Origin of the sequence: Ahrensia sp. R2A130, assembly GCF_000179775.1 — a bacterium.
GTDB lineage: Bacteria > Pseudomonadota > Alphaproteobacteria > Rhizobiales > Rhizobiaceae > Pseudahrensia.
Genome location: NZ_AEEB01000014.1, coordinates 44,762 through 71,517, shown reverse-complemented (window position 1 = coordinate 71,517; position 26,756 = coordinate 44,762). Strand labels below are relative to the sequence as shown.

At 55.3% G+C, this 26,756-nt stretch carries 21 protein-coding genes; 14 read left to right on the top strand and 7 right to left on the bottom strand.

What is annotated here, in order from left to right; genetic code table 11:
- Positions 1-475 precede the first annotated feature (475 nt).
- Positions 476-1,855: a HAMP domain-containing sensor histidine kinase gene (locus tag R2A130_RS08455; RefSeq protein ID WP_009464633.1), complete on the bottom strand. Its 1,380-nt coding sequence runs from the start codon at positions 1,853-1,855 to the stop codon at positions 476-478.
- Entirely contained in the window at positions 1,852-2,541 is a 690-nt protein-coding gene (locus tag R2A130_RS08450) for a response regulator transcription factor (protein WP_009464632.1), read from the bottom strand. Before R2A130_RS08450 ends, R2A130_RS08455 begins: the two co-directional genes overlap by 4 nt.
- Positions 2,542-2,602: 61 nt before the next feature.
- On the opposite strand from R2A130_RS08450, the gene R2A130_RS08445 reads away from it, so the two are divergent.
- The 7 genes from R2A130_RS08445 (at position 2,603) to R2A130_RS08415 (ending at position 10,630) form a co-directional block, all read left to right on the top strand.
- On the top strand, positions 2,603-3,385 hold the full coding sequence (locus tag R2A130_RS08445) for a hypothetical protein (protein ID WP_040305492.1): 783 nt from the start codon (positions 2,603-2,605) through the stop codon (positions 3,383-3,385).
- Between the two features lie 87 nt (positions 3,386-3,472).
- A complete protein-coding gene (locus R2A130_RS08440) occupies positions 3,473-5,053 on the top strand; it encodes an ABC transporter substrate-binding protein (RefSeq protein ID WP_009464630.1) in 1,581 nt (526 codons plus the stop codon).
- 81 nt (positions 5,054-5,134) lie between these two features.
- A complete protein-coding gene (locus R2A130_RS08435) occupies positions 5,135-6,700 on the top strand; it encodes an ABC transporter substrate-binding protein (RefSeq protein ID WP_009464629.1) in 1,566 nt (521 codons plus the stop codon).
- Between the two features lie 58 nt (positions 6,701-6,758).
- Complete coding sequence (locus R2A130_RS08430) at positions 6,759-7,742, top strand: ABC transporter permease (RefSeq protein WP_040305505.1); 984 nt, start codon at positions 6,759-6,761, stop codon at positions 7,740-7,742.
- A gap of 4 nt (positions 7,743-7,746) precedes the next feature.
- Complete coding sequence (locus R2A130_RS08425; protein ID WP_009464627.1) at positions 7,747-8,661, top strand: ABC transporter permease; 915 nt, start codon at positions 7,747-7,749, stop codon at positions 8,659-8,661.
- 11 nt (positions 8,662-8,672) lie between these two features.
- Positions 8,673-9,656 (top strand): ABC transporter ATP-binding protein, encoded by a 984-nt coding sequence (locus tag R2A130_RS08420; protein WP_009464626.1) that lies wholly within the window; start codon positions 8,673-8,675, stop codon positions 9,654-9,656.
- Entirely contained in the window at positions 9,653-10,630 is a 978-nt protein-coding gene (locus R2A130_RS08415; RefSeq protein ID WP_009464625.1) for an ABC transporter ATP-binding protein, read from the top strand. The genes R2A130_RS08420 and R2A130_RS08415 overlap by 4 nt, the downstream gene beginning before the upstream one ends.
- On the opposite strand, the gene R2A130_RS08410 is transcribed toward R2A130_RS08415, so the two are convergent.
- From R2A130_RS08410 to R2A130_RS08395, 4 genes are all read right to left on the bottom strand, one after another.
- Complete coding sequence (locus tag R2A130_RS08410; RefSeq protein WP_009464624.1) at positions 10,631-12,886, bottom strand: TRAP transporter fused permease subunit; 2,256 nt, start codon at positions 12,884-12,886, stop codon at positions 10,631-10,633.
- 77 nt (positions 12,887-12,963) lie between these two features.
- A complete protein-coding gene (locus R2A130_RS08405; protein WP_009464623.1) occupies positions 12,964-13,980 on the bottom strand; it encodes a TAXI family TRAP transporter solute-binding subunit in 1,017 nt (338 codons plus the stop codon).
- Positions 13,981-14,121: 141 nt separating this feature from the next.
- On the bottom strand, positions 14,122-14,838 hold the full coding sequence (locus R2A130_RS08400; protein ID WP_256364873.1) for a response regulator: 717 nt from the start codon (positions 14,836-14,838) through the stop codon (positions 14,122-14,124).
- 14 nt (positions 14,839-14,852) lie between these two features.
- Positions 14,853-16,643, bottom strand: coding sequence for an ATP-binding protein (locus tag R2A130_RS08395; RefSeq protein ID WP_009464621.1), 1,791 nt, complete (start codon positions 16,641-16,643; stop codon positions 14,853-14,855).
- A gap of 71 nt (positions 16,644-16,714) precedes the next feature.
- On the opposite strand from R2A130_RS08395, the gene R2A130_RS18460 reads away from it, so the two are divergent.
- The gene (locus tag R2A130_RS18460) at positions 16,715-17,575 is read left to right on the top strand and encodes a LysR family transcriptional regulator (RefSeq protein ID WP_009464620.1); all 861 of its coding nucleotides are present in this window, start codon (positions 16,715-16,717) and stop codon (positions 17,573-17,575) included.
- Positions 17,576-17,746: 171 nt separating this feature from the next.
- Positions 17,747-19,969, top strand: coding sequence for a catalase/peroxidase HPI (gene katG, locus R2A130_RS08385; protein ID WP_040305491.1), 2,223 nt, complete (start codon positions 17,747-17,749; stop codon positions 19,967-19,969).
- A 40-nt stretch (positions 19,970-20,009) separates the two neighbouring features.
- Here katG and R2A130_RS08380 read toward each other — a convergent pair whose 3' ends face one another.
- A complete protein-coding gene (locus tag R2A130_RS08380; protein WP_040305502.1) occupies positions 20,010-20,912 on the bottom strand; it encodes a LysR family transcriptional regulator in 903 nt (300 codons plus the stop codon).
- 206 nt (positions 20,913-21,118) lie between these two features.
- Between R2A130_RS08380 and urtA the strand changes: the two genes are divergently transcribed.
- From urtA to urtE, 5 genes are all read left to right on the top strand, one after another.
- On the top strand, positions 21,119-22,360 hold the full coding sequence (urtA, locus tag R2A130_RS08375; RefSeq protein ID WP_371179390.1) for an urea ABC transporter substrate-binding protein: 1,242 nt from the start codon (positions 21,119-21,121) through the stop codon (positions 22,358-22,360).
- Between the two features lie 174 nt (positions 22,361-22,534).
- The gene (gene urtB / locus R2A130_RS08370) at positions 22,535-24,139 is read left to right on the top strand and encodes an urea ABC transporter permease subunit UrtB (protein WP_009464616.1); all 1,605 of its coding nucleotides are present in this window, start codon (positions 22,535-22,537) and stop codon (positions 24,137-24,139) included.
- Positions 24,133-25,302 carry an urea ABC transporter permease subunit UrtC gene (urtC, locus tag R2A130_RS08365; RefSeq protein WP_040305490.1) on the top strand — a complete coding sequence of 390 codons (1,170 nt, stop codon included), beginning with the start codon at positions 24,133-24,135 and terminating at the stop codon, positions 25,300-25,302. The genes urtB and urtC overlap by 7 nt, the downstream gene beginning before the upstream one ends.
- Positions 25,303-25,304: 2 nt before the next feature.
- On the top strand, positions 25,305-26,057 hold the full coding sequence (gene urtD, locus R2A130_RS08360) for an urea ABC transporter ATP-binding protein UrtD (RefSeq protein ID WP_009464614.1): 753 nt from the start codon (positions 25,305-25,307) through the stop codon (positions 26,055-26,057).
- 3 nt (positions 26,058-26,060) lie between these two features.
- Positions 26,061-26,753: an urea ABC transporter ATP-binding subunit UrtE gene (gene urtE, locus R2A130_RS08355; protein ID WP_009464613.1), complete on the top strand. Its 693-nt coding sequence runs from the start codon at positions 26,061-26,063 to the stop codon at positions 26,751-26,753.
- The last annotated feature ends 3 nt before the right edge of the window (positions 26,754-26,756 follow it).

The window sequence follows — 26,756 nt, the reverse complement described above, 5'->3', positions numbered from 1 at the left end:
CGACTGGTCCAAGCGCATTTGATCAACGAGGATTTTGAGATCGCGGCAGTTCCACCCTGTGAGATTTCCCCACAACCAATCCACCTTCGCTTTGGATAGGGCGCAGCGGTAGTTGATGAGATCCTGCTGCTAGTTGCGCCTGGTTGAGCGGAAGGAATCGAAGCATATTTCGACGTCAACGAATAGGAAGCAAACGTAGCCTGTCACCTGTCGATTACTGCCTGGTGGGTGTTCGCTTACATCTGTGACAGCATTCAATAGGCGAAGACAGCCGCGCGGGTAGCTCCGCCGGAAAATGCCAAATTCATAAAATTGCTGTCGACTATCTCGCCATCGGGTCGGGTCTATGTATCAACAAACACATTGCTGACATGTGCCAACGACGGTTCGAGCCAGTTCGAAGGTACGTTTGTCGTCGTGCAGCCCGCAATCAAGACCGCAACTGCGATAGAATGCACGAGAATTGGTTGGGTCGTCACGACCCAGTACTTGCCCTTTGCGCCGGAAAACGAAGTTCAATTGCAAAACCTTGTTCGACTTCAGGAAGCGAAACCCGCGCCCCGTGACGCACAGCAATCGCCTTCACCAACGCCAACCCAAGCCCGTGGCCGGGCACGCTCTGCGTGTCGGTCCCGCGCACAAAACGGCGGAACATGTCATCACGCATGTTTGCTTTCACACCCGGCCCTGTATCGGAAATCGTCAACACAACCCTGTCCTCAAAAGTCGAAAGTCCAACCGTCACCCGACCATCTTCGGGTGTGAATTTTATCGCGTTATCCAACAGGTTCGCAATCAAGCGCATAAGCAGGGTCCCGTCACCCAAAACCTTAAAAACCCCAACTTCAGGAACTTCCAGTTCGACGCCGCGGTCTTCTGCAACCGCTGAGTAAAGTTCCACAACATCATCAACGATCTGGTGGAGATCACAAATGACGAAGCCGGAGAGACTTTGCGCGTCGGCTTCGGTTTGGGAAATGTCGAGCAGTGCCTCGAAGACCGAAACAGTCTGATCAATTTCAGAATTGATCGTTTCAACTGATACTAGGAGATTGGCCTTAGGATCAGCAGCATCCTTGCTCAACTGCGCAAGTGCAAGTTTCAGCCGGTTGAACGGTGTCCGAAGTTCGTGAGCAATGTGGTCCGCGAGCGATAACGTTTGTCGGTTCAAATCTTGAACACGGTCCAGCATTCGGTTGATGTTCTCGCCAAGTCGACCGAATTCATCATCACAGTGCGATTGCGCTGCGCGACGATCCAACTGGCCAGTTTCGACGTCGCTGAGAACAGCGTTAAGATGATCAATTCGGCGTAGAATAGGGCCGCAGATCATCCAGCCAACCAAAGCAGCAATGCAGGCAATTAAAGGTAAAGAAACGAAAGAAATTTGGGAAACTGAGGCCAGCAACGCATCCCGGGCCGTGGTCGCGCGCGCATTCATCAACGCGAAACCGCCTGGAAGTTCTGTAGCCGACCCGCGATAGGCTGTTGCAATGCCTTCAGCATCGGTGAGCGAGAATTCTACCCAACGGTCTTGCACGGTCAAAGCGTTCGGCATGTCATCAACATTGCCACCAAGCTTGTCGGCATTCTGATCTTTCAGCAGAAAAATCTGTTCTTCGGGCTTTGTACCATTGGCGATACGACGCTCCATTCCCTCCCGCACAGAAATCGTTCGACGTTGGGCGTAAAGGTCAGCAAATCCCTCTAGGTCAGCATCCAAAACAGCCTGCAGTTGCGCCTGTGCTTCCTTTTCCACGGCGCGATAAATCGCGAAGGCGGAAAGCGCTGCCAACAGCGTCGTGCTGATTGCGATCATCGTAACAAGCCGCAACAAAGCTGGTGAACGGGTCAAGTGCCCACAGGGTCCGACGTAAAGAGATAGCCCTCACCCCTTATGGTGTGGATCAGCGGCGGCAGACCATCGAACTCCAGCTTACGCCGCAAACGGCCTACATGAACATCGACGACATTGGTTTGTGGATCGAAGTTCAGCTTCCACACGTGTTCCAGCAACATTTTGCGGGTAACTGCCTCATTGGCGTTGCTGGCGAAATAGCAGATGAGCTCAAACTCTTTCGGCGAAACTGCTATATGGCAACCAGCCCTGTGAACGGTGCGGGCTTTGAGGCGAATTTCCAGATCGTGAAAGACTATTAAGTCGTTGTCCGTGCTCTGCACTGCATTGCGCCGAAGAAGCGCCTTCATGCGCGCACGCAATTCCAGCGGATCGAACGGTTTGGCAAGATAATCATCAGCACCCTTCTCCAATCCTTCAACGCGGTTGCTAGCACGGCCCAGCGCGCTGACGACCATTACCAAGCATCCGGCGCCCTTCAAGCGCAGCTTGGCAATCGCATCCAAACCATCACCACTCGGTAGCATCCTGTCGAGCAGGATGAGTTCCGGCGCGTGCTGTTCGACCGCTGAAATACAAGCTTCGAAACTATCGACCACAACAGCTTCATGGCCCAACTCTTCTGCCATTTCTGCCATTGCCTGCGCGGTTACGCTGTCGTCTTCCACGATGAGAATTGTCATGGGCTTAGCGTTGTGCGTGTGAACATGAACACAGTCTAGGGGAATTAGGGGCGTCGTTCCTATGACAAATTCAGTCATGCATATTTTGAACCGTCTTTCCGGTTCTAACCTGCGCGCCCCTTTGCTAACTTTTCGCGACGTTCATGGAGTTATCGAAATGTCGAACCCGATCTACCGCGTGCTATTCATCACCATCGCAGCAGCACTGGCGCTACCAGCAACAACGTTTGCCAAGCCAAACATCAACTTTTCAGATACGCTGCCTGTCACAGGCGGCATCTCGATGGCAGTGACATCTCACAAGCTCTTCGAAATAGCGCGTGCGGACAATGATCCCTACACGATGATTACAGCCGCTAAATTGCGCCGGAAGGCAGGTCTGCGCGAAGTGCCACTACCATCTGAAGAAGAAGGAGGCGCAGCCCATACCAGCGATGGCTCTGCCCTCGTTATGTCATGGGAAGAAATGCTTGGACTGGCGGTTAAGATGTCGAACGGCAATGAAACCGTCGCCAGCTTGGCAGAAGACGTTCGAGCCGCCCGTAGTAAAGGCGTGGTCAACGGCGCCGTCTATTCGAAGGCCCGCATCAAACCACGTGGGAAGCGGCACTACCGAAACCTGTCATTCGAAGGTGGGAAGTTCGCAGAAGTTTATGCTGAGGGGCACAACGAGGCTAATCTAGACATGTATATTTACGACGCCGATGGCCACTTGATATGTTCGCGAACAGACCCGAGCAACGTCAGCCAATGCGGCTGGACACCTGCGTTTACTGGTAATTTCACCATCGTTGTCGAGAACAAGAGCGACCAGTCATCCAGCTTCGCGCTGATGACCAACTGAAGTAACGCACGAACCTGCGTTCGGTTTCTATAGACCGCAGGCAAAAATCTTGGCAGCATCTGGGCGATCCAACCTGGGAGTTCCCTTATGAAACATACCAAGATTCTTCTCGCCGCAGCCATCGCGTTTACGGCAACCACCGCATCGGCTGAAACCCTGCGCTGGGCACGCGCAGGTGATGCGCTAACACTTGATCCCCATGCGCAAAACGAAGGCCCCACGTCTTCACTGGCGCACCAGATCATGGAGCCGCTCATCATTCGCGACATGACAGGTAAGATCGTGCCTGCTCTCGCCACCGAATGGGGTGTCAGCGCCGACAACCCGAACGTCTGGAAGTTCAAATTACGCGAAGGCGTAAAATTCCACGACGGTTCCGAGTTTGACTCCGAAGACGTGGTCTTCTCACTCAACCGCGCCATGACCAAGGATTCCGACTTCAAGGAACTGTTGGCCTCCGTGAAGGAAGTCCGCGCAGACGGAAAATACGGTGTCGATATTGAAACCACCGGCCCCAATCCCATCATGCCCAGCAACCTCACCAACATGTTCATTCTCGACAAGACATGGGCTGAGACTAACAACGCTGTGAAAGTCCAGGACTACGAAGGTGGCGAAGAAACTTTCGCGGCACGCAACGCCAACGGCACCGGCCCCTACAAACTGGTTTCCCGCGAGCCGGACACCAAAACCGTTCTGACAATGAACACGGACTACTGGGGCAAAGACGAATTCCCCATGGAAGTGACGGAGATCATCTACACACCTATCCAGAATGCTGCGACCCGCGTCGCCGCCATGCTGTCAGGTGAAGTGGACTTCATTCAGGACGTGCCGGTGCAGGATCTCGAACGTGTGAACAGCACTGAAGGTTTGACCGTGAAGACCGCACCACAGAACCGCGTTATCTTCTTCGGCATGAACTCTGGCGATGCCGATCTGACTTCCGACAACGTCGAAGGCAAGAACCCGCTGGCCGATGTTCGCGTTCGCCAAGCCATGAACATGGCCATCAACCGCGAAGCTATCAAAAAAGTCGTCATGCGCGAGCAATCGATCCCCGCTGGCATGATTGCACCGCCATTTGTCAACGGCTGGACGGAAACGCTTGATGCTGTGCCGACCACCGACGTGGAAAAAGCCAAAGCTCTGATGAGCGAAGCTGGCTACGGCGAAGGCTTCTCCATCCGTCTCGATTGCCCTAACGACCGATACGTCAACGATGAAGGTATCTGTCAGGCAGCCGTTGGTATGCTGGCGCAGATCGGCGTGGATGTGCAGTTGGATGCCAAGCCAAAAGCGCAGCATTTCCCGCTCATCAACAACCTTGAAACAGATTTCTACATGCTCGGTTGGGGTGTTCCGACTTACGACTCAGAATACATCTTCAACTTCCTCGCCCATACCAAAGGCGAGAAATACGGATCGTGGAACGGCACCCGCTTCTCCAACGCAGATCTCGACACCAAAATTCAGGCGCTTGCGTCTGAAACAGATCTCGAGAAGCGCAACGGCATGATCGCTGACATCTGGAAAGTGGTGCAGGACGAGCAGCTCTACATCCCGATTCATCACCAAGTGTTGAACTGGGGTCTGTCCTCCAAGGTCGACACGGTTGTCGATCCAGAAGACACTGCAAAGTTCAAATACTTCAAAATGTCGAAGTAGTCAGGCATAACGTTAAAATACCTATCGGCCGGGCCTCGTGCCCGGCCGATTTGTTTCAACCACCACGAAAGTGAGTTCCCCTTGCTAAAGCACCTCGCGACCGCCCTGCTGGCCACAACATTGTTGGCGACAACGGCCCAGGCTGAAACATTCAAATGGGCATCGAAAACCGACCCTGACACGATGGATCCCCACGCATCCAACTCAGCGCCGGTTTTTTCGTTTCTCAACAATGTCTATGAAGGCCTTGTCCGCCGCGACAAAGATATGGTCATCGAAGGCGCATTGGCCGAGGGCTGGGAACCGCTGGGCGACAAGGGTTGGCGCTTCACCTTACGGCAGGGCGTGACGTTCCACGATGGCGCAGAATTCAACGCCGAAGACGTATTGTTCTCATACGAGCGCGCTTCGAGCGAAGCGGCTGACACACGGTCATGGTTCGCGCCGGTATCTGAAGTGAAAATCGTTGATGACTACACCATCGATTTCATGACAACCGCACCTAATCCAATTTTCCCAGATTCCATCGCCAACTTCATGATTATGGACAAGGGTTGGGCCGAAGCTAACGATTCAACCGTGCCTGCCAAAGACACCGAAACCCACGCCACGCTAAACGCAAACGGCACCGGCCCCTTCGTTTTGACCGAACGTCAGCCGGGCTTGAAAACGGTGCTAACGCCCTTCGCCAATTGGTGGGACACGGCGGAACACAACATCACCCGCGCCGAGTTCACGCCAATCCAGAACCCCGCGACTTCAGTTGCTGCTCTGCTGTCTGGCGACGTCGACCTCATCAATCCGGTGCCTATCCAAGACGCTGCACGACTTGAACAAACCGCTGACGTGAAGATCATCAAGGGCATCGAAGCCCGCGTCATCATGCTGGGCTTTCCCCATCAGGCGGAGACTTTGAAATATGGCGCGGATGCTGAAAAGCCCAACCCGTTCAAAGACGTGAAGGTGCGTCAGGCCGTGGCACAGGCCGTCAATGTAGATGCTATCCTAACGACGATTATGCGCGGCTCGGCTGAAGCTGCGTCCCAACTCGTCAGCCCCGCAATGCGCGGCTACTCCCCAAGCCTCGCCGCACGTCCGGCAACTGATGTGGCAACAGCCAAGACATTGCTGACCGAAGCGGGCTACCCAGATGGTTTCTCGTTCGGTCTGAAATGTTCCAACGACCGCTATCTCAACGACGAAGCTGTCTGTCAGGCCATCGTTTCGATGCTCGCTCAGATCGGCATCAAGGCCGAACTCGATGCCATGCCGGTGCGCAATTACTGGCCGGAGCTGCGGGCAGACAATTTCGATATGTACCTGTTGGGCTGGTCACCGGGTACGTTCGATGCCGAACACCCCATCCGCTTTTTGGCCGCCACGCCGAACGCTGAAAAGAAGCTTGGTTCCTGGAACTTTGGCGATTTTTCCAACACTCGCATTGATGAGCTACTGCCGCAGATCCAATCTGAACTCGACGATACGAAACGTCAGGCAATGTTGGATGAGAGCGCGAAAATCTTGCAGGACGAAGTGGCCTACGTGCCGCTCTACGTTCAACCTCTCGTTTGGGGTGCGCGCAAGAATATCGACCTGACACAGCGACCGGACGACTTCTTTCTGCTTCGTTGGGTGACTGTGAACTAACGGCAGCCAACTGTGATCAGGGCTTGCGCCACAGGAAACTGTGGCGCAAGCCAATGCCATGCTCGCCTTCACCATCCAACGTGTGTTCCAGTCCATCGTGGTCCTGCTTGTGGTGGGTCTGGTGGCATTTTCCATGTTCCGCTTCGTTGGCGACCCGATCGACAACATGTTGGGACAGGAACGCACTGACGCCGATATCGAACGCCTTCGCGGCGAACTCGGCCTCGACCAACCTTTCGTCATTCAATACGCGAAGTTTCTCGGCAAAGCCGTGCAGGGGGACTTCGGTGTATCTTACCGACAGGGCCGACCGGTCTCTTCGATTCTCAAGGAACGCGCTCCCGCAACACTTGAACTAGCGGCAGTTTCCGGCTTTCTAGCCATCTTCTTCGGCGTCGTTCTCGGAGTTTTCACAGCCATCAGGCGAGACGGTGTTGCGGCCAATATAGTGCTGGCGACCTCGCTGATAGGCGTATCACTGCCCACCTTCCTCATCGGCATTTTGCTTATCTATCTGTTTGCTGTGGAACTCGGCTGGTTGCCCAGTTTCGGGCGCGGCGACACAGTCAAAATCGGCGGCTGGACCACTGGCTTCCTCACATGGTCCGGCCTGCAGGCACTCATATTACCGTCCATCACGCTGGGTCTCTACCAGATGACACTCATCATGCGGCTGGTGCGGTCTGAGATGCTTGAGGTGCTACGGGCGGACTATATTCGCTTCGCACGCGCACGCGGCCTGAAAGAAAAAACCGTCAATTTCCGGCACGCGCTGAAGAACACACTCGTGCCCGTCATTACAGTTACCGGCCTTCAGCTTGGCGCAATTATTGCCTTCGCAATCATCACTGAAACGGTGTTCCAGTGGCCTGGTGTCGGCCTATTGTTCATTAACGCGATCCAGTTCGTCGATATCCCCGTCATGGCTGCGTATCTGATGCTGATCTCCGTCATGTTCGTCGGTATCAACCTCATCGTCGACATCCTCTATTTCAACATCGATCCGCGCCTGCGCGTCGACCGCTCATCAGCTGAAGGTTGAAGCCATGAGCGCGCTCATCCTCGCCTGGCATTCTGACGTTGCATGGTCATTCCGCCGCTCCCCGGTGGCAGTGGTGTCGCTGATGGTCGTTCTCATTCTGGTTCTGGCTGCGGTATTCGCTCCGCTGATTGCGCCTTATAATCCGTTCGATCCTGCATCTCTCAATCTGATGAATGGCTTCTCCAAGCCGATGGAACCCAACGCTTTCACCGGCGACACGTTCTGGCTCGGCACAGACGATCAGGGCCGCGATGTCTTCTCCACCATTCTCTACGGCATGCGGATTTCGCTTTTTGTCGGGTTCACGGCCGTTCTATTCGCGCTCGTTCTAGGCGTTACGTTGGGCTTGGTGGCGGGCTATGTCGGTGGTTGGACCGAGACCATCATCATGCGCATCGCCGATGTGCAGTTGACCTTCCCCGCCATCCTCGTCGCCATGCTTATCTTCGGCATCGCCAAAGGCGTAACGCCAGTAGAACACCGTGATGAAGTGGCGATCTGGGTGCTTATCATCGCCATCGGCTTGTCGGACTGGGTACAATTTGCCCGCGTCGTGCGGGGCGCGACACTGGTAGAACGCAACAAGGAATACGTGATGGCAGCGAAACTGATCGGCCGGAAACCCGGCGCGATAATGCTGCGTCACATCCTGCCCAACGTGCTGTCACCCGTCCTCGTAATTGCTACAATTTCACTCGCGCTGGCCATCATCGCAGAAGCAACGCTGTCCTTCCTTGGCGTCGGCGCACCGCCCACGCAGCCATCGCTCGGCACGCTTATTCGCATCGGTCAGGGCTTTCTGTTTTCCGGCGAGTGGTGGATCATTCTCTTCCCTGCGGTCACGCTGCTTGTTCTCGCACTCTCCGTGAATTTGCTGGGCGACTGGCTGCGCGATGCGCTTAACCCCAAGCTGCGCTAGGCGATCACCAGATGAACCGAAACAGCGAAGCTACTCTGTCCGTCCGCGACTTGATCGTCGACATCCCAACCCGCCATTCCGTACTCCGTCCAGTCGACCGTGTGAGTTTCGACATCGCGCCCGGCGAAATTCTTGGCGTAGTGGGCGAGTCAGGCGCTGGGAAATCCATGACAGGCAACGCCGTCATAGGTTTGCTGACACGGCCTGCCCACATCGCCAGCGGTGAGATTTGGTTGAACGGAGATCGTATCGATCATCTGCAAGGCGAACCGATGCGTCGCCTGCGAGGCAAGCAAATCGGCATGGTCTTCCAAGACCCTCTAACCTCGCTGAACCCCTTGCTCACCATAGGTGATCAGTTGCGCGAAACCATTCTCGAACATCTTGATGTGTCAAAAGATGAAGCGCATCAACGCGCCATCGACGGGTTAAAAGAGGTTGGCATTCCAGCTGCAGAAGAGCGCATCGACGCATACCCGCACCAGTTTTCCGGCGGCATGCGCCAGCGCGTCGTTATCGCTTTGGCACTGTGCGCGGAACCCTCTTTCATCATTGCCGATGAGCCGACCACAGCGCTCGATGTTTCGGTGCAAGCACAAATCATCGCGCTGTTGCGCCGTCTGTGCCGCGAGCGCCAAACAGCTGTCATGCTCATCACCCACGACATGGGTGTAATTGCAGAAGCGACAGACCGAGTCGCCGTGATGTACGCCGGACGTCTGGCAGAACTCGGCCCAACAAAGGACGTGCTGACCGATCCGAAACACCCTTACTCCATCGGTCTCATGGGTTCGACGCCATTAGCTTCCGCGGGCAAAGAACGCCTTACCCAGATTGAAGGTGCCATGCCGCGATTGGACTCGCTGCCGGATGGCTGCGCCTTCCATCCACGATGCGAACATGCGCGTGAACGCTGCCGCCAGAACCCGGAACCGCGCCTCGAAGCCTATCAAAACCGTGCAGCTTGCTGGTTCGTCGAGGATTTGTACCTGTGAGTATCCTCGTTGCAGTCCGCAATCTCACCCGTATTTTCGACGTGTCGAAGCCATGGTTGAACAGGCTGATCGAACGTCGTGACAAGGCGCTGCTTACGGCGGTGAACAAGGTAGATTTCGAGATTGAAGAACGCACAGTTTATGGACTTGTGGGCGAAAGCGGATCGGGTAAATCCACCATCGGCAAGATCATCGTCGGTCTTTTACCGCCTTCGGCTGGCGCAGTAGAAATCGAAGGAGTGGACCTCTATCGCGAGGAAGACGATGCCAAAGTGGATGCGGTGCGCTCCGACATTCAGATGATTTTCCAAGACCCCTATGCCAGCCTTAACCCGCGCTGGAAGGTTGCGTCCATCATAACCGAACCGGTTGCTGCACGCGGTGGCGACACGACTGACATGGCGGAAAAATTGTTGGAACAAGTCGGCCTGTCCGCTCGTGATGCTGGCAAATACCCGCACGAGTTTTCAGGCGGCCAACGGCAGCGCATTTGCATCGCACGCGCACTTGCATCGGAACCACGGTTGATCGTTTGCGATGAACCCACGTCTGCGTTGGACGTTTCAGTGCAGGCACAAGTGCTCAATCTCATGAGCGATCTACAGGACGAGTTTGGCCTCACCTACCTTTTCATCAGCCACGACCTCACCGTCGTTCGCCACATGGCTGACAAGGTTGGCGTGCTGTATCTCGGGCAATTGGTGGAAGAGGCTGACCGCGACACACTGTTCGACGCACCGTTGCACCCCTACACGCAGATGCTGCTCGAGGCCGCACCGAAACTAGATGGATTTGGGCGCGAGGCGACACCGCCGGAAGGCGAAATTCCTGACCCGATCAACCCGCCATCAGGCTGCGTGTTTCACCCGCGCTGCCCGATTGCAGTGGAACGTTGCAAGGTCGATCCACCAGAATTACGTGGTGTGGGGAAAACGAGAGTCGCTTGCCATTTGGCAGAAACGAGCCGCGACTAGTCAGCCTACCGCTGCGACTTCCACTGGTTGTTTCAAACCGGAGCGCCCTGCCCGAACAGACAGTACGACTGCAGCCACTACCATTATCGCACCAGCAATATTTATCGGCCAGTTGAGCGGATAATAGCTAGCCGCAGAACCAGCGATCAGCAGCGGCACCGATATAACTCCCAACGGACCTTCCGCGTAAAACTGGATCAGCGCGTTGGTGGCATAGATGCCAAACAGCGCGAAGAAACCAATCTGAAGAACCTCGAACCATTCGCCTGAAATCAACGGAGTGTAGGCAAACATCAAAGGTACGATGTAGAGACCTTTGGCGATCTTCCATGATTGGAATCCCGTCTCCATAGGCCTGGAACCCGCGATACCTGCGGCCGCAAACGCTGCGAGGCAGACAGGCGGAGTAACGTTTGAATCCTGGCTCAACCAGAAGATGATCAGATGCGCGGTCAGCAGAAATGTCGCCTGCACGGTCGGGTCCACCAGCAAAGGCCTGATGGTGACGGCAAGCTCAAACGGCATGGTGGAAACAAGCGTCTGCGCTTCTTCCAAACTCATCCCTGTCGCAACCTTTGCCACAAGCGGACTGTCTATCAGCATGAACATCGCCGACTTCGCAGGATCGGAAATGCCCGCCACCAACTGCTCGACGATAATGCCATCGGCCAGAATTCCAGCAAGTGCCGGTGCAGTAAGGATCGCTAGAATGATGTAAGCAGCCGTCACGGGCAGGCCCATACCAAGCACAAGCGATGCCAGCGCGATGAGCGCGATGGCCAAGACGACAGAGCCTTGCGACCATTGGGCGATCATCAACGAAAAGCCGTTACCAATACCACTCGTGACGATAGCATTGTTCATGATGCCGATGGCCACCAGCAACACGCCGGTCATGATTGAGCTTCGAACACCGATCAAAATTGCGTTGGTGATCGTCTTCGGCCCCATAGTAACCGGTTTCAACCTTCCTGCCGTGACCAGTGCAAGCAAGCTGGTTCCCCACGATACAAGCACCAAGGAACCGATAGCCCACGAGGCCGCATAGCTCGGCGTGACGCCAGACATAAGCAGCCAGATCATTACCGTGAGCGGGATGACAAAAACCAAAGCACCAGAGATGAGGCGCCCCATATCCACCGTCAGATCAATGTCGGAACCGGCATCATGCTTCACCGCTTCAATGCGCACGATGAACGCGACAGACAGGAAGTACAGGATCGCAGGAACGATGGAGACCGTTACAATCGTGGAATAAGGAATGGACGTGTAGCTTGCCATCACGAAGGCCCCTGCCCCCATGATTGGCGGCATGAGTTGTCCGCCGGTAGAGGCCGCAGCTTCGACACCGGCTGCAAATTTCGGGCGGAACCCATTCGATTTCATCAGCGGAATGGTGATCACACCGGTCGAGGCCGTGTTGGCGATAGCGGATCCAGAAATAGTGCCGGTGAGCGCAGAAGAAATGACAGCAACGAAAGCCGCGCCACCCTTGATACGACCAGCCACAATTTTCGATAATTCGATGACGAAGCCGCTGGCACCGGAGGCTACCAGAAAGCCACCAAAGATCATGAAGAGTGTGATGTTTGCTGACGAGATCGTCGCCAAAATGCCGAACATACCCTCGTCATTGTAGAGAGTGCGGAAAAGCACGTCATCAACTGGTAATGCGGCTGCGCGGAATACGCCGGGCAACATGGTACCAATGCCCAAGATGTAGGCCAAAGACAGAATGATGAGGATCGGAATGACCCATCCAGCCACGCGACGGGAAAGGTCCAGCGCGGCAAAAATCAGTATCCCACCAGCGGCCCAGTCTAGCGGGCCAAATTGCCAAGACAGGCCGGTTTCGGCTAGCGAACGCTCGTATAAGCCGGTTTCGGCGGCAGCAATCCATAGAGCGGATGCGGCAACAACCAGGCCATATGCGAGATCGAAATAGAATGCGCGTCGGCTTCGGACGGCGCTTTGAAACGCCGGGTAAATGACGGCTGCAAGAAACGCGAAGCCTGCAAAGTGAATAGCATTTTGCCAGCGGATAGGCTCGGTCAGCCAGACATTGGTAGCGACGTGCCAAAGACCAAAAATAACGGCCATCGCAACGATGGACCAGCGTAAAACACGAGGCACATCATCGTGCGATGACGCTTCATCGATTGCAAAAATATCGTCGCGGGTGATCTGTTGGTCGGGAAGATCAACGGCTCCTATTGCGGAACGCGCACCATCGCGCATCGGTTCGGATGCAGACATCGGCTTCCCCTCCCAAGGTTCCCGCATTAGGGAAAACGGCGTCCGGGTCATTACCCGAACGCCGCTCTATCGTCTGTTTATTTGGCCATCAGGCGCTCAGGAATGTCGAGGCCGACTTCCTTGTAGTACCTTGCAGCACCGGGGTGCAGCGGAAGCGGAAGACCAGCCATTGCAGCTTCGATCTTCATGGCTTTTGTTGCGGGGTGGATCGCAGTGAGGAAACCCAGGTTTTCATACATCGTCTTGGTGAGCTGATAGACATGCTCTTCATCAACGTTTGCATTCACAGCCAAGAAGTTAGGCTGTGCGATCGTGCTGATGTCTTTTTCCTGACCGGGATACGTGCCAGCAGCGATGGTGTAAGGCGTCCACAAATCACGGCCACCATCCATTGCCGCCAGCTGTTCAGCAGTCACATCAAGAATGGTGAACTTGCCCGCGTTAGACGCCATAAGCTTGGTAATCGCACCAGTGGGCGGACCGGATGGAATGCCTGCAGCAACTGCCTGACCGTTGGCCAGAGCATCAGCAGTCGGGCCGTAACCGGCATCGACCAATTCAAAGTCAGCAGCAACATCTAAACCGAGGCCGGATAGAAGCACCGTGTTGGAGCCAATGGTGCCCGAGTTCTTGCGGCCCATGCCGACTGTCTTACCTTTGGTCGCCTTCAGGTCTTCGACGGTACCAGTTTTGACCATATCGTTGGCGATAACAAACTGCTCCACGTTCTGCCAAAGCATGGTGACGGAGCGCATGTTGGTCTGTGGTGCACTGACAGGGCCGGTACCGGTAGCAGCGTAGGAACCGAACAGGCCTTGCAAAATGGCGAAGTCGGCGGCGCCGGAACCCATGGCCTGCACGTTCGCACCGGAACCGGCAGAATTGACAGCAGTCAACGAGAATTTCTGCTTAGGCAGCAGCTTCACTTTCGACAGCGTAGAAATGGCAGTGCCTACCGGGTGATATGTGCCGCCGGTTGAGGCAGTGTTAAGCACATAGTCTTTTGCTTCCTGTGCAACGGCGGTGCCGAGCGATGCGGAAAGGGCGAATGCGGCAACAGAAAGTGTCGCTGCGCGTCTGGTAAATTTGATCATCTAATCCTCCATGATGACACCGCTCCCACGGTGGTCGCACATCAATAAAGATTGCAGCACAGGCTGACCAGACACTTGGCCTGAAGAAAACCGCCAGCCTCTCATTCTTTCCTGCGGATTTCCGCAGGGTGCATGGCTGAACTATTCGCGGTTATCCAGAAGCTCGTCTTTGTCGAGCCCCAGTTTGACGATCTTCTCATTCAAGGTCCGTCGCCCAATGCCCAACGCAGCCGCCGCATCGTCCATGCGCCCGTCTTGCTGTTTCAGAACGCGCGCGATGACACGCTTCTCAAAAGCGGCCACTGCATGTCTTAGAGGGAGCGCGCCTTCTGTATCGTTTGACTGTTTGTCGTTGGCATCGAATGTCGGTTGAATATTGGCCGGAGTGTCAAAAAGCCATCCGTCTATTCGTTCATTTAGACCACTCAAACTGCTGCGAACCAACGCCGCAGAACCGGCATCCTGTAATTCTGACAGCCTGCGGTTTACGAGTTCTGCCTGCTTGGTAAGGCGATGAAGTTCGGCGGCGTTGCCGATAATTGTCAGCAATCGACGTGGATCAAACGGTTTTTCAAGGAACGTGTAAGCGCCCTCCTGAATTGCAGCGACCGCCATATCAATATCACCGTGAGCGGACATCAAGACGAAAGGAACGTCAAAGCGTCCCTTCATTTCCTGCTGAAATTCAAGTCCGTCCATGCCGGGCATTCGCACGTCGCTCAGCACAGCGTCGAACTCACGCTCTGCTAGCGCGACAAGCGCTTCAGCGCCTTGAGAAAACGCTTCAGCTTCAAAGCCTCCGCTTTCTAACAAATGCGAAAGCGAGGTCCGCATCTCACGGTCATCATCAACAATCATGATCCGATGTTGTGTCATTTCAGCCCACTTGTTCCTTGCTCAATGGTCCCAATGGCATTGTCAGCAGCAGCCAAGATCGGAAACCTGATGATGAAGCAAGCCCCCGGCTGAGTGTCTGTCGTTGCGATAGTTCCACCGTGTTCAGCAACGATAGAGTTCACAATCGCAAGGCCCAATCCCATACCGTCACCGGAGGCCTTTGTGGTATGAAAGGGTTCAGTGAGATCATCTAAAGATGCCCCTTCCAAGCCTTTTCCAGTATCCCGAACACTTAAAACCGCATGCCCGTTCTCATTGGCTACGGTTAGCGTAAGATGCTGCAATGATGAATCCACCATGGCACCGGCGGCATTTCGAACAAGGTTGATAACCACCCGTTCTAGCCGCAGGGCATGACCGGATATCATCACGGGATCATCCGGCAAATTCATCTCTGTCTGCACATCTGCCTCATCAAGATCATGCAAAAGAAGGTCCCAAGCCGTGCGAATTACGTCGCACAGATCAAGCGCCTCATGGGCGATGTCATGCGGGCGCGAGAAGAAACGCAACTGCCGCGTCACCTCTTCCATACGCCCGATAATAAGCTCGAACCGACGGGGCGTTTCAGGCGACGAAAACTCTCCACTAATTTCCGCAGCAGCAACGTGATTGCGCAATGCGGAGATGGGCTGCACCAGTTCGTGAGTGACCGATGCCGATAATTGCCCGAGCGCAGCAAGCTTGCTGGCCTCTGCTAACCGCCCCTGTGCGCGTTCCAATTCGCTATTGGCCGCACGCAGTTCGTCTCGGTCGGCCTGCGATGCTTTAAAAGCTGCCTCGATACGTTTGGATCGCAAGAAGAACGAGAACGCGACCAAAGCGGTAACCAGTAGGCCAAGCAAGAAAGTAGCAAGAGCGGATCGTTCATTCACACGAGCATCGTTACGAAGGTAATGCAAAGTCCAGCCGTCACGGCCCGTTGGGCCAGACACATGGATCAATTTTTCTCCACCAAATGAAACCGCGTTGCCTTCATCTTCGCGCCAATCAAGCGGAGCACCTAGTTTGCCGCCAAACTGTTGTGCTGCCTGAATTCTTGACCGCCTCTCATCATCCATGGATCTCAACGATCCGTAGAGCCAAGAGGGGTCTGATGCGAGGACTACTATGCCATCGCTATTCTCTACGAGAAGGCGCTCATCCTCGGCTTCGAGTGTCTTCTGTAACTCACTGAGGTCGATCTTGATGGCCACTACACCCGGCACACCGGTCGGCGACACCACAGGCTCAGACACAAAATAACCTGGACGGCCTGTGGTCGCACCAACACCGAAGAAGGTGCCACGCTCACCTGCCATTGCTGTCTGAAAATAAGGCCTGAAACCATAATTCTGACCAAGGAATGTTCGCGGTTTTCTATGATTCGAAGCTGCGATCACCAGTCCTGTCGGGTCCATGATGTAGATCGCCTCGAGACCGGAGCGATCTGCAAACCGTTCCAAAAGATCGTTCATTTCACCGACACCATCGCCCGCCAACGTAGACACCACACGCACATCGTTGGCCAACACGAACGGCATGTCGTCGAACCGCTTCACAGCGTCGTCAAACCCTCGTGCATAGAGCGATAAACGGTTGCGCGCATCGCTCACCTCGATGCTGCGGAAGTAAGATTGCGACGCCAAAAGCAGAAGCAGAACAGTCGCCAGCGTGACAGAGACAACAGTTAAGAGAACGCCGCGGCGAGGAGATGGAAAATCGGAAGCCAAGGACGAACCCGTATTGCGGTGAAGAATTACTCTATCGTCATTCGCGTGGCCCATGCCACCGCTTCGGGCCTATAAAGCCACGGCACACTCTTGCGAATGATAGTGGTGTCTACCACTTTGCAGCCATGCAATTAACACTGCGCCACCTGCGATATTTCCGTGCCTTGGTCGAAGCTGAACATTTTGGCCGCGCGGCAGCCGCCGTCGGCGTATCACAACCCGCCTTATCGGCTCGTATTGCAGAACTCGAAACAATCACCGGGTTGCAGCTAGCGGAACGTCATGCCCGTGGCGCCCGTATCACCGATGCCGGTCATGAGTTGGCTGAACGGGCTATCGCTATCCTTGCTGCATCATCCGAAGTTGAGGGAATGGCGGGTGCGTATGCCGGTGATCTGACAGGGCCAGTGCGGCTGGGTATCATCCCATCCATCGCGCCATTCGTAGTAAGGCGCATCTACGATGGTTTGTCGAAAACCAATATACGCCCCATCATTCGCGAAACGATCACTGAGCGGCTGATGAACGAGCTGGAAGCAGGCGAGATTGATCTCGTGCTCGCCAGCCCACCGTTGAGCCGTGACGGTATAGTGAAGTGGGATTTGGGGCAGGATCGCTTCTTTAGAGCCTCTCCTCACGGCAGTGCCCAAGAACGAGATCTACCGTTGGTGCTCTTGGAAGAAGGGCACTGTCTGCGGGAACAAGCTATTATCGCTTGCGATCTAAAGGCACCTCCATCGGAACCCGGCGTAACGAGCCTCGCCACACTGCTGGAAATGGTCGCCAGCGGAGCATGCACGACGCTGCTGCCAGAACTGCTGACACGAATGCGCCCTAAGGAAGCAACGCGCATCAACATCGAACCATTTTCAGAACCCCAGCCGTCCCGTCGCATCGTTTTGGCTCACCGGAAGACCGATCCACGCTCAGAGCAATTCGAGCGTTTCAGCGTTACTCTTGCAGATATTCTAGCATTTGATCGGTGATCATTAACACGTCGTGCCATAGCCATAGATTATTGATGACTATATAAAAGATGATTTTACCTGATCGTTGTGCGTCAGCTAAAATACAGTCAGATGATTCCAAGCGAACACCAAAACGGTGTTGTTGCTATTCAAACGCAACGCTCCGGGAACCAACAGATAGGGATAGATATGAGCGAAGCTTTCGAAGACACAAATGATCAGGGCATCAGCAAATGCCCAGTTCTGGGCGGCGCAGATCGTCACTCGGCCAAAGGCACGACGGCTAATCAGCATTGGTGGCCGAACTCGCTCAACCTCAAGGTGCTGCATCAGAACACCGCCAGGTCGAATCCGATGGAGGACGATTTCGACTACGCAGCCGAATTCGAGAGCCTCGATCTTGAAGCTGTGAAGACCGACCTTCACGCTTTGATGACGGACTCGCAGGACTGGTGGCCGGCAGATTATGGCCATTACGGCCCGTTCTTCATCCGCATGGCTTGGCACTCAGCTGGCACATACCGCATCGGTGATGGTCGCGGTGGCGCTGGTGCTGGCAACCTGCGCTTCGCACCACTGAACAGCTGGCCGGACAATGGCAACCTCGACAAGGCCCGTCGCCTGTTGTGGCCGATCAAACAGAAATACGGTCGCAAAATTTCATGGGCCGACCTGATGATCCTCACCGGCAACGTTGCGCTGGAATCCATGGGCTTGGAAACTCATGGCTTCGCAGGTGGTCGCGAAGACATCTGGGAGCCAGAGGAAGACATATACTGGGGCCCTGAAACCGAGTGGCTGGACGATCAGCGCTACACTGGCGAGCGCGAGTTGGAAAATCCACTTGGCGCAGTGCAGATGGGTCTCATCTACGTGAATCCGGAAGGCCCTAACGGCAACCCTGATCCGCTGGCATCCGCTGCAGACATTCGCGAAACCTTTGGCCGTATGGCGATGAACGATGAGGAAACAGTCGCACTCGCCGCCGGTGGCCACACATTCGGCAAGGGCCACGGCGCTGCAGACCCGGGCGAATATGTCGGTTCAGAACCGGAAGGCGCAGGCCTCGAAGAGCAGGCAACCGGATGGCGCAACACGTTCGGTAAAGGCCACGGCGCAGACACGATCACATCGGGTCTCGAAGGGGCATGGACTGCCCATCCGACCAAATGGGACAACGGATATTTCGACAACCTGTTCGGTTTCGACTGGGAACAGACACGCAGCCCTGCCGGCGCAATTCAGTGGGTGCCGAAAGATGGTGCAGCGGCCGACATGGTGCCCGACGCACATATCGAAGGCAAAACCCACCAGCCCATCATGTTCACCGCTGATATCGCGTTGAAAGAAGACCCGGCCTACGCGAAAATCTCGAAACGTTTCCACGAGAACCCGGATGAGTTCGCGAAAGCTTTTGCAAAGGCTTGGTACAAGCTTACCCATCGTGACATGGGCCCTTACGAGCGCTGCCTCGGCCCACTCGTGCCAGCTAAGCCAGAACTTTGGCAGGACCCAATTCCAGCGGTGGACCACGAATTGGTCAACGATGCTGACATCACCGCGCTGAAAGCAACATTGCTTGATAGCGGTCTGACAGTCACGCAACTGGTCACCACAGCGTGGGCTTCAGCGGCCACCTATCGTGATTCAGACAAGCGCGGTGGTGCCAATGGTGCGCGCCTGCGCCTTGCTCCGCAAAACGAGTGGGAAGTGAACAATCCCGGTGAACTTACGGATGTGCTGGCTGTGCTGGAGGGTGTCCGTTCGTCCTTCAACGATGCGCAGACCGACGGCAAAGCTATCTCGCTGGCCGACACCATCGTGTTGGGCGGCGTAGCAGCAATCGAAAAAGCTGCGAAAGATGGTGGAAACGATGTGTCCGTGCCATTCACACCGGGCCGCACAGACGCGACACAAGAAATGACGGATGTCGAATCCTTCGAAATTCTCGAACCCCGCGCTGATGGTTTCCGCAATTTCTACTGGGATGGCCTTGGCCGGACACCAGCAGAATTGCTGATCGACAAAGCTCATCTCATGACGCTGACCGGTCCGGAAATGACCGTTCTCGTTGGCGGCATGCGCGTTCTTGGTGCCAACGCAGACGGCTCATCCAACGGCGTCTTCACCGATCGTCCTGGAACTCTGACGAACGACTTCTTCGTCAACCTGCTGGACATGGGCACGGAATGGAAAGCCACGTCGAAGAACAGCTACGAAGGTGCTGATCGCGCGACAGGCGAAACGAAATGGACCGGCACCAGCATTGATCTGCTGTTTGGTTCCAACTCGATCCTGCGCGGGCTTGGCGAGGTCTATGCCTCTGCCGATGGCGAGAAGAAATTCGTCGCCGACTTTGCAGCCGCTTGGGCCAAGGTCATGAATTTGGACCGCTTCGATCTGCACCGCTAACTTTAAATGCCCCCGGCCTTAGCAGGTCGGGGGACTACATTCAGTCATCGCCACGATATTTTGCAAAGCGCTGTACCAGCATATCAGCGAACCGGCTTGCAGCTACCGAAAGCGCTCTTCCGCGTAACTGCACGAGGTGCAAGTTCGGTGTCGCCATATCCCGGGGTGACAGAGGAATGTTGACCATTCCGGGCCACACAACCTCTCTTCGCGTCGAGACATTAGCGGCAAAACCCACTGCCTCACCGCTTTCCATTTCATATTGTGCGAAGGGCAATTCACCTTCAAGAACCGGGCGCAGTTCGAAGTCCTGCCTTCGGGCCGCCACGTCAAGAAGATCACGCAACGAACCTCTAGGTGGCATCACAAGCGGGCACGGTAGAAGGTCGTTGAAGGTCACTTGCTCTTTCGAAGCCAGTGGATGGCTTTCGTGCACCACCGCCGAGATCAACAATGGCGCGACGGCCAAAGTCGTCATGTTCGGAAATGACTCCGGCTGCACAACCCCTGCCAGATCGATGCGGTAGTCGCTCAGGCTGCGCTGCACATCATCGCGGTCGATGCGTTCAACCTCGAACGTAACATCGGGATAATTCCCTCGGTACATGCCAATCGCTTCAGAGAAGCCACGCATTTGCAGTCCTGCATCGAAGCCAAAGCTCACATGGCCGCGCCGCGCGCCCTTCATGTCTTCTATCTGCGAACGGATACGCTCCATGTCCGCCATCTGTCGGCGAGCATGAGCGAGGAACAATTCGCCTGCAGCAGACAACCGCACACCGGTCGCCAACCGCTCGAAAAGCGGGGCGTCAATTTCTTCTTCCACAGCCAATAAACGCCGGTTGAGAGCTGATGGAGTGATCGCCATGCGCTCGGCAGCGCGCCTAATGGAACCCGCGCGCGCGATTGCGTCAATGAATTTAAGGGTCGTCTGATGTCGCATTGGCGCGGCCTCAGGTGGTGCATTTTCGGCAACACCCTGCTTCAGATTCAGCAGACGACGCAAGCACTACGCATCATTTAGCTTCTGGTCATCGGCACAACAGACGGCCGTGGAATTGTTGACCGGTGACATTTGCACACCGGATCCGACCGATAGGACGACCCATGAACAGAAGAAAATTCCTAGTCAGTGCCGCCGCTGCTTCCATGCTGATGACCAGCGTCTCGCACATCGCTTTGGCCGCTGATGAAACGATCAAAGTCGGCATCCTGCACTCGCTGTCCGGCACCATGGCAATCTCTGAAACGACTCTTAAAGACGTGATGCTGATGCTCATTGAGCAGCAAAACGCCAAGGGCGGTCTGTTGGGCAAGAAGCTGGAAGCTGTCGTTGTTGATCCCGCATCAGACTGGCCGCTCTTTGCTGAAAAGGCACGCGAACTGATCTCAGCAAGCGGTTCGTCCGTTGTTTTCGGTTGCTGGACCTCTGTATCCCGCAAGTCCGTTTTGCCGGTGTTCAAGGAACTGAATTCCATCCTCTTCTATCCAGTTCAGTACGAAGGCGAAGAGAGCGAACGCAACGTGTTCTACACGGGTGCATCGCCGAACCAGCAGGCTATTCCTGCCGTCGATTACCTGCTGGAAGAAGAAGGCGTGGAGCGGTGGGTTCTGGCAGGTACCGACTACGTTTACCCGCGCACCACCAACAAAATTCTCGAAGCCTACCTGAAGTCTAAAGGCGTTGCGGCCGAAGACATCATGATCAACTACACACCCTTCGGTCACTCCGATTGGCAAACGATTGTGTCGGACATAAAAGGCTTCGGTTCGGCCGGGAAGAAGACCGCCGTGGTCTCCACGGTCAACGGCGATGCCAACGTTCCTTTCTACAAGGAACTCGGCAACCAAGGCGTCAAAGCCTCTGATATTCCCGTTGTCGCATTTTCAGTCGGTGAAGAAGAGCTTGCAGGCTTTGACACCGCACCTCTCGTTGGTCACCTCGCCGCGTGGAATTATTTCCAGTCCGTCGAAGCTCCAGAAAACGCCGAATTCATCGCCAAATGGAGAGAGTTCACCAAAAACCCTGAGCGGGTGACCAACGACCCAATGGAAGCGCATTACATCGGTTTCAATATGTGGGTGAAGGCAGTTGAAGCTGCTGGAACCACCGATTCCGATGCCGTTATCGCAGCGTTGCCCGGCATCACGGTCCCGAACCTGACCGGTGGCATGTCCACAATGTTGGCAAACCATCATATCACCAAGCCGGTTCTTATCGGCGAGATACAGGCAGACGGTCAGTTCGAGGTGGTCTCCCAGACCGATGATCTCGTTCCTGGCGATGCTTGGTCCGATTATCTGCCTGAATCAGCCCCCCTCAAATCTGATTGGGTCGAGCTGAATTGCGGCAACTACAACACCGAGACAAAGGCCTGCGTCGGTAGCTGACGCTTAGCCTTAACGCCCTCGGTCCGGACATAAGCTCCTCCCAGACAGTCCGGATCGTTTACTGTCGCAGCGACCTTTCCTTGCCCAAAGTGCAAAATTCATCCTCCCGATGGTTTCTAGCAAGATGAGGTCGCTGCGAACTTTTTATTCCAGCAAGCCGCCGACGGGACTTCTATGACGCGTATTCTTGCTCTGATCGGGCTGCTGTTTGCCCTGATCACAACACCAGCTTTTGCAGACCGCGCAACACTGGGCCCAATCATATCAGAATTCGCCACCGCCAAAGGCTTCAAGGGCGTTGAGGTAGTCATCGACAAGCTGGCCGCCACGGGTGATCCGGAAGTCGGAAATGCTTTGCGCGCCTTATCTGCCGGCAATCTGCGCTTTCGCCGCAGCGATGGAGCAGTTTTCATTGTAACGTCCGGCCAGGCGCTTGACCCCATCACCCGTGAGACAGTTGATGTTGGCACGGATGATCCTGAAAAATTCAAAAAAGTCCGGGTAAAAAATTCGATCCGCCGTAAAATCTCAGCTGCGCTTTCCGGTCTTACATTAATGTCCCCGTCTATCGACCGACGGTTACGCGCCGCCTCCACGATTTTTGAAACAGCCGACGCCTCGGCTTTAGAAGCGCTCGAAGTGGCAATTAAAGATGAGCAAAATCAGGATGTAAAAGCGGCCTTCGAAGACGCTCGCGCCAGCGCCACGCTAGCCAGTGGTCGCGACGATGCGGATAAAATCACCGCCGTAAAACATATCGCTGCACGCGGCGACCGTGAGGCACTTTCACTACTGTCGCGCTTTGAAGGTCAAAGCGAAGGCGAATTGAAATCAGCCATTGCGAACGAGATAGCGAAGATCGAAAGCAGCCTCGCCATTTGGGCGAATGCACAGAACATCTGGTACGGCATTTCGCTCGGTTCGGTCCTGTTGCTCGCCGCTATCGGTCTCGCGATCACTTTCGGAGTGATGGGCGTCATCAACATGGCTCATGGCGAAATGGTCATGTTGGGTGCCTACACCACCTTTGCCGTGCAGGAATTCATCCGCGCCACCGCGCCTGAACTCTTTGGCTGGTCGCTAGCCATCGCTTTGCCTTTGGCGTTTCTCGTTTCCGGGACGGTAGGTCTCATCATGGAACGCGGCCTGATCCGTTTTCTTTACGGTCGCCCGTTGGAAACACTTCTGGCGACATGGGGTGTGTCGCTCATCTTGCAACAAACAGTACGCAGTATCTTTGGCCCCACAAATCGTGAGGTCGGAAATCCGGACTGGATGTCGGGTGCATTCGAACTCGGTCAACTCTCCATCACTTGGAACCGGCTTTGGATATTCGTCTTCGCTATGGCCGTCTTCGCCGCGCTCTTCTTTATCATTAATCGCACTTCTTTCGGGCTCGACATGCGGGCTGTTACCCAGAACCGGCGCATGGCTGGCGCGATGGGCATTCGCACATCATGGGTCGATGCAATGACATTTGCATTGGGGTCCGGCATCGCGGGTATCGCGGGCGTTGCGCTTTCCCAGATCGGCAACGTGTCCCCCAATCTCGGCCAATCCTACATCATCGACAGCTTTCTGGTCGTCGTGTTCGGCGGCGTGGGTAATCTTTGGGGTACTTTGGTGGGCGCGATGTCGCTCGGCATCATCAACAAGTTCCTCGAACCCTATGCTGGCGCAGTTCTGGGTAAGGTTATCGTGCTGATCGCCATCATCCTGTTCATCCAGAAGCGCCCACGCGGTCTGTTCGCTCTAAAGGGCCGGGCGGTGGAATCGTGACGTCGTTCAACACGGCGACCGGGCCGGGACGCGGCACGTGGATTTCAGTCGCCACGATCACACTATTGGCAATTGCCATCGCCATTGCCAATCTCGGCTTCCCGCCCGACAGCGCGCTGCATGTTCCAGACTATGCAGTGGCGTTGCTAGGCAAATTTCTCTGCTATGCCATGCTTGCAGTATCGCTGAATCTCGTCTGGGGGTATTGCGGAATTCTGTCGCTGGGCCATAGCGCTTTCTTTGCGCTGGGTGGCTACGCAATGGGCATGTATCTCATGCGCCAGATCGGCACCCGCGGGGTGTATGGCAACCCGGTCCTGCCAGACTTCATGGTCTTCCTGAACTACAAGGAACTACCGTGGTTCTGGTATGGCTTCGACCAGTTCTGGTTCGCAGCACTTATGGCGATGTTCGTACCGGGTCTACTAGCCTTCGTTTTCGGTTGGCTCGCCTTCCGCTCACGCGTATCGGGTGTCTATCTGTCAATCATCACGCAGGCCATGACCTACGCTTTGTTGTTGGCCTTCTTCCGCAACGATATGGGCTTCGGCGGTAACAACGGCCTGACCGACTTCAAGGACATTCTGGGCTTCGATATCCAGACCAGAGAGACGCGGGCAGCCTTGTTTGCAACGAGCGCAATTTTCCTTTGCCTCTTCCTCGTCATCACCGCGTTGGTCACGCGCTCCCGCTTCGGCAAGTTGATGATTGCAACTCGTGATGCTGAAAGCCGCACACGCTTCCTCGGCTACAGGCCAGAGAAAGTGAAGCTGTTCGTCTGGACACTTTCCGCAGTCATGGCAGGCATTGCAGGTGCGCTTTACGTGCCACAGGTCGGCATCATCAACCCAGGTGAATTTGCACCAGCGAACTCCATTGAGGTCGTTATCTGGACCGCCGTCGGCGGACGCGGAACCATCATCGGTCCCGTGATCGGAGCCTTCCTCGTGAATGGCGGGAAGAGCTGGTTCACAGGTTTGTTCCCTGAGGTCTGGCTCTTCGTCTTGGGCGCGCTCTTCGTGCTGACAACACTGTTCCTGCCTAAGGGCGTCATAGGCACATTGCGCGAGGGCTGGATTGCAAAACGTGGCATCAGGACCAGCAAACATCTGGAGGACGGTGAACTAGCATTACCGAAACCTCAGCCTCAGGCGGCGGAGTAATCATGTCCAACCGCGTTACATCATCAATGCTATATCTCGATAACGTCCACGTCGCCTTCGACGGCTTCAAAGCAATCAACGGTCTATCGATGATTTTAGAGCCAGGCGAAATGCGCGCCATTATCGGCCCCAACGGGGCGGGTAAAACCACGATGATGGACATCATCACCGGCAAAACCGCACCCGACGAAGGTGACGTATGGTTCGATGGGAAACACGACCTCATCACCTATGATGAGTCCGCGATTGCCACCATGGGAATAGGTCGAAAATTTCAGAAGCCCACAGTCTTCGAAAGCCACACGTTGGAGGACAACCTGCTACTCGCTATGTCCGGACGCCGCTCTATCAAGACAATGCTGCTGGACCCCGGCGGCAAAGCAGAAGCCCAGCGCATGAACGAAATCTTCGACACAATCCGCCTCGGTGAGCGTCGCAAGGACTTCGCCGCCGATCTGTCACACGGTCAAAAGCAATGGTTGGAGATCGGCATGTTGCTGGCTCAAGATCCAAAACTGTTGCTGGTCGATGAGCCAGTCGCAGGCATGACCGATGCCGAGACCGAAGAGACAGCCAGACTGCTTCGCGAGATCGCGCGAGATCACACGGTCGTAGTTGTGGAGCACGATATGGATTTCATTCGAGATTTAGACGTGAAGGTAACCTGCCTGCACGAGGGCGCAGTTTTGGCCGAGGGCCAGCTTGATAGCGTAAGCGCCGATCAGCGCGTCATCGACGTGTATCTAGGACGTTAGATCATGCTCACCGTATCAGATGCTCACCTTCAATACGGCGCATCGCAAGCACTACGCGGCGTATCCTTGGATATTACTGAACAAAAAATCACCTGCGTTCTGGGTCGCAATGGCGTGGGTAAAACGAGCCTTCTGCGCGCGGTCATTGGCCAGCATCCGCTGTCGCATGGAGACGTTCAGTTCGACGGTTCCATTTTCACTAAGAAGCACGTCCATGACCGCGCCCGTGCAGGCATTGGCTTTGTGCCACAAGGCCGGGAAATTTTCCCGCTGCTGACGGTAAAAGAAAATCTGCAAACCGGATTCTCAGCCCTGCCAAGGGCGCAGCGTTCCATCCCAGACACGATCTTTAAACTCTTTCCCGTACTCAAAGAAATGCTGTCGCGGCGCGGTGGTGATCTATCAGGCGGCCAACAACAGCAACTCGCCATTGGTCGCGCGCTAGTGTTGCGGCCCAAACTGCTGGTGCTCGACGAGCCGACCGAAGGGATTCAACCTTCCATCATCAAAGACATTGGACGGGCGCTCGTCTCTCTGCGCGATCAAGGCATCACCATTCTGTTGGTGGAGCAATATCTGGATTTCTGCCGCGAAATTGGCGATCATATTACTATTATGGATCGCGGCCAGATTGTGCACGCAGGCGCGCCGGAAAGCCTTGACCAAGAGCGTGTCAGAGCATTCCTAACGGTCTAGAGT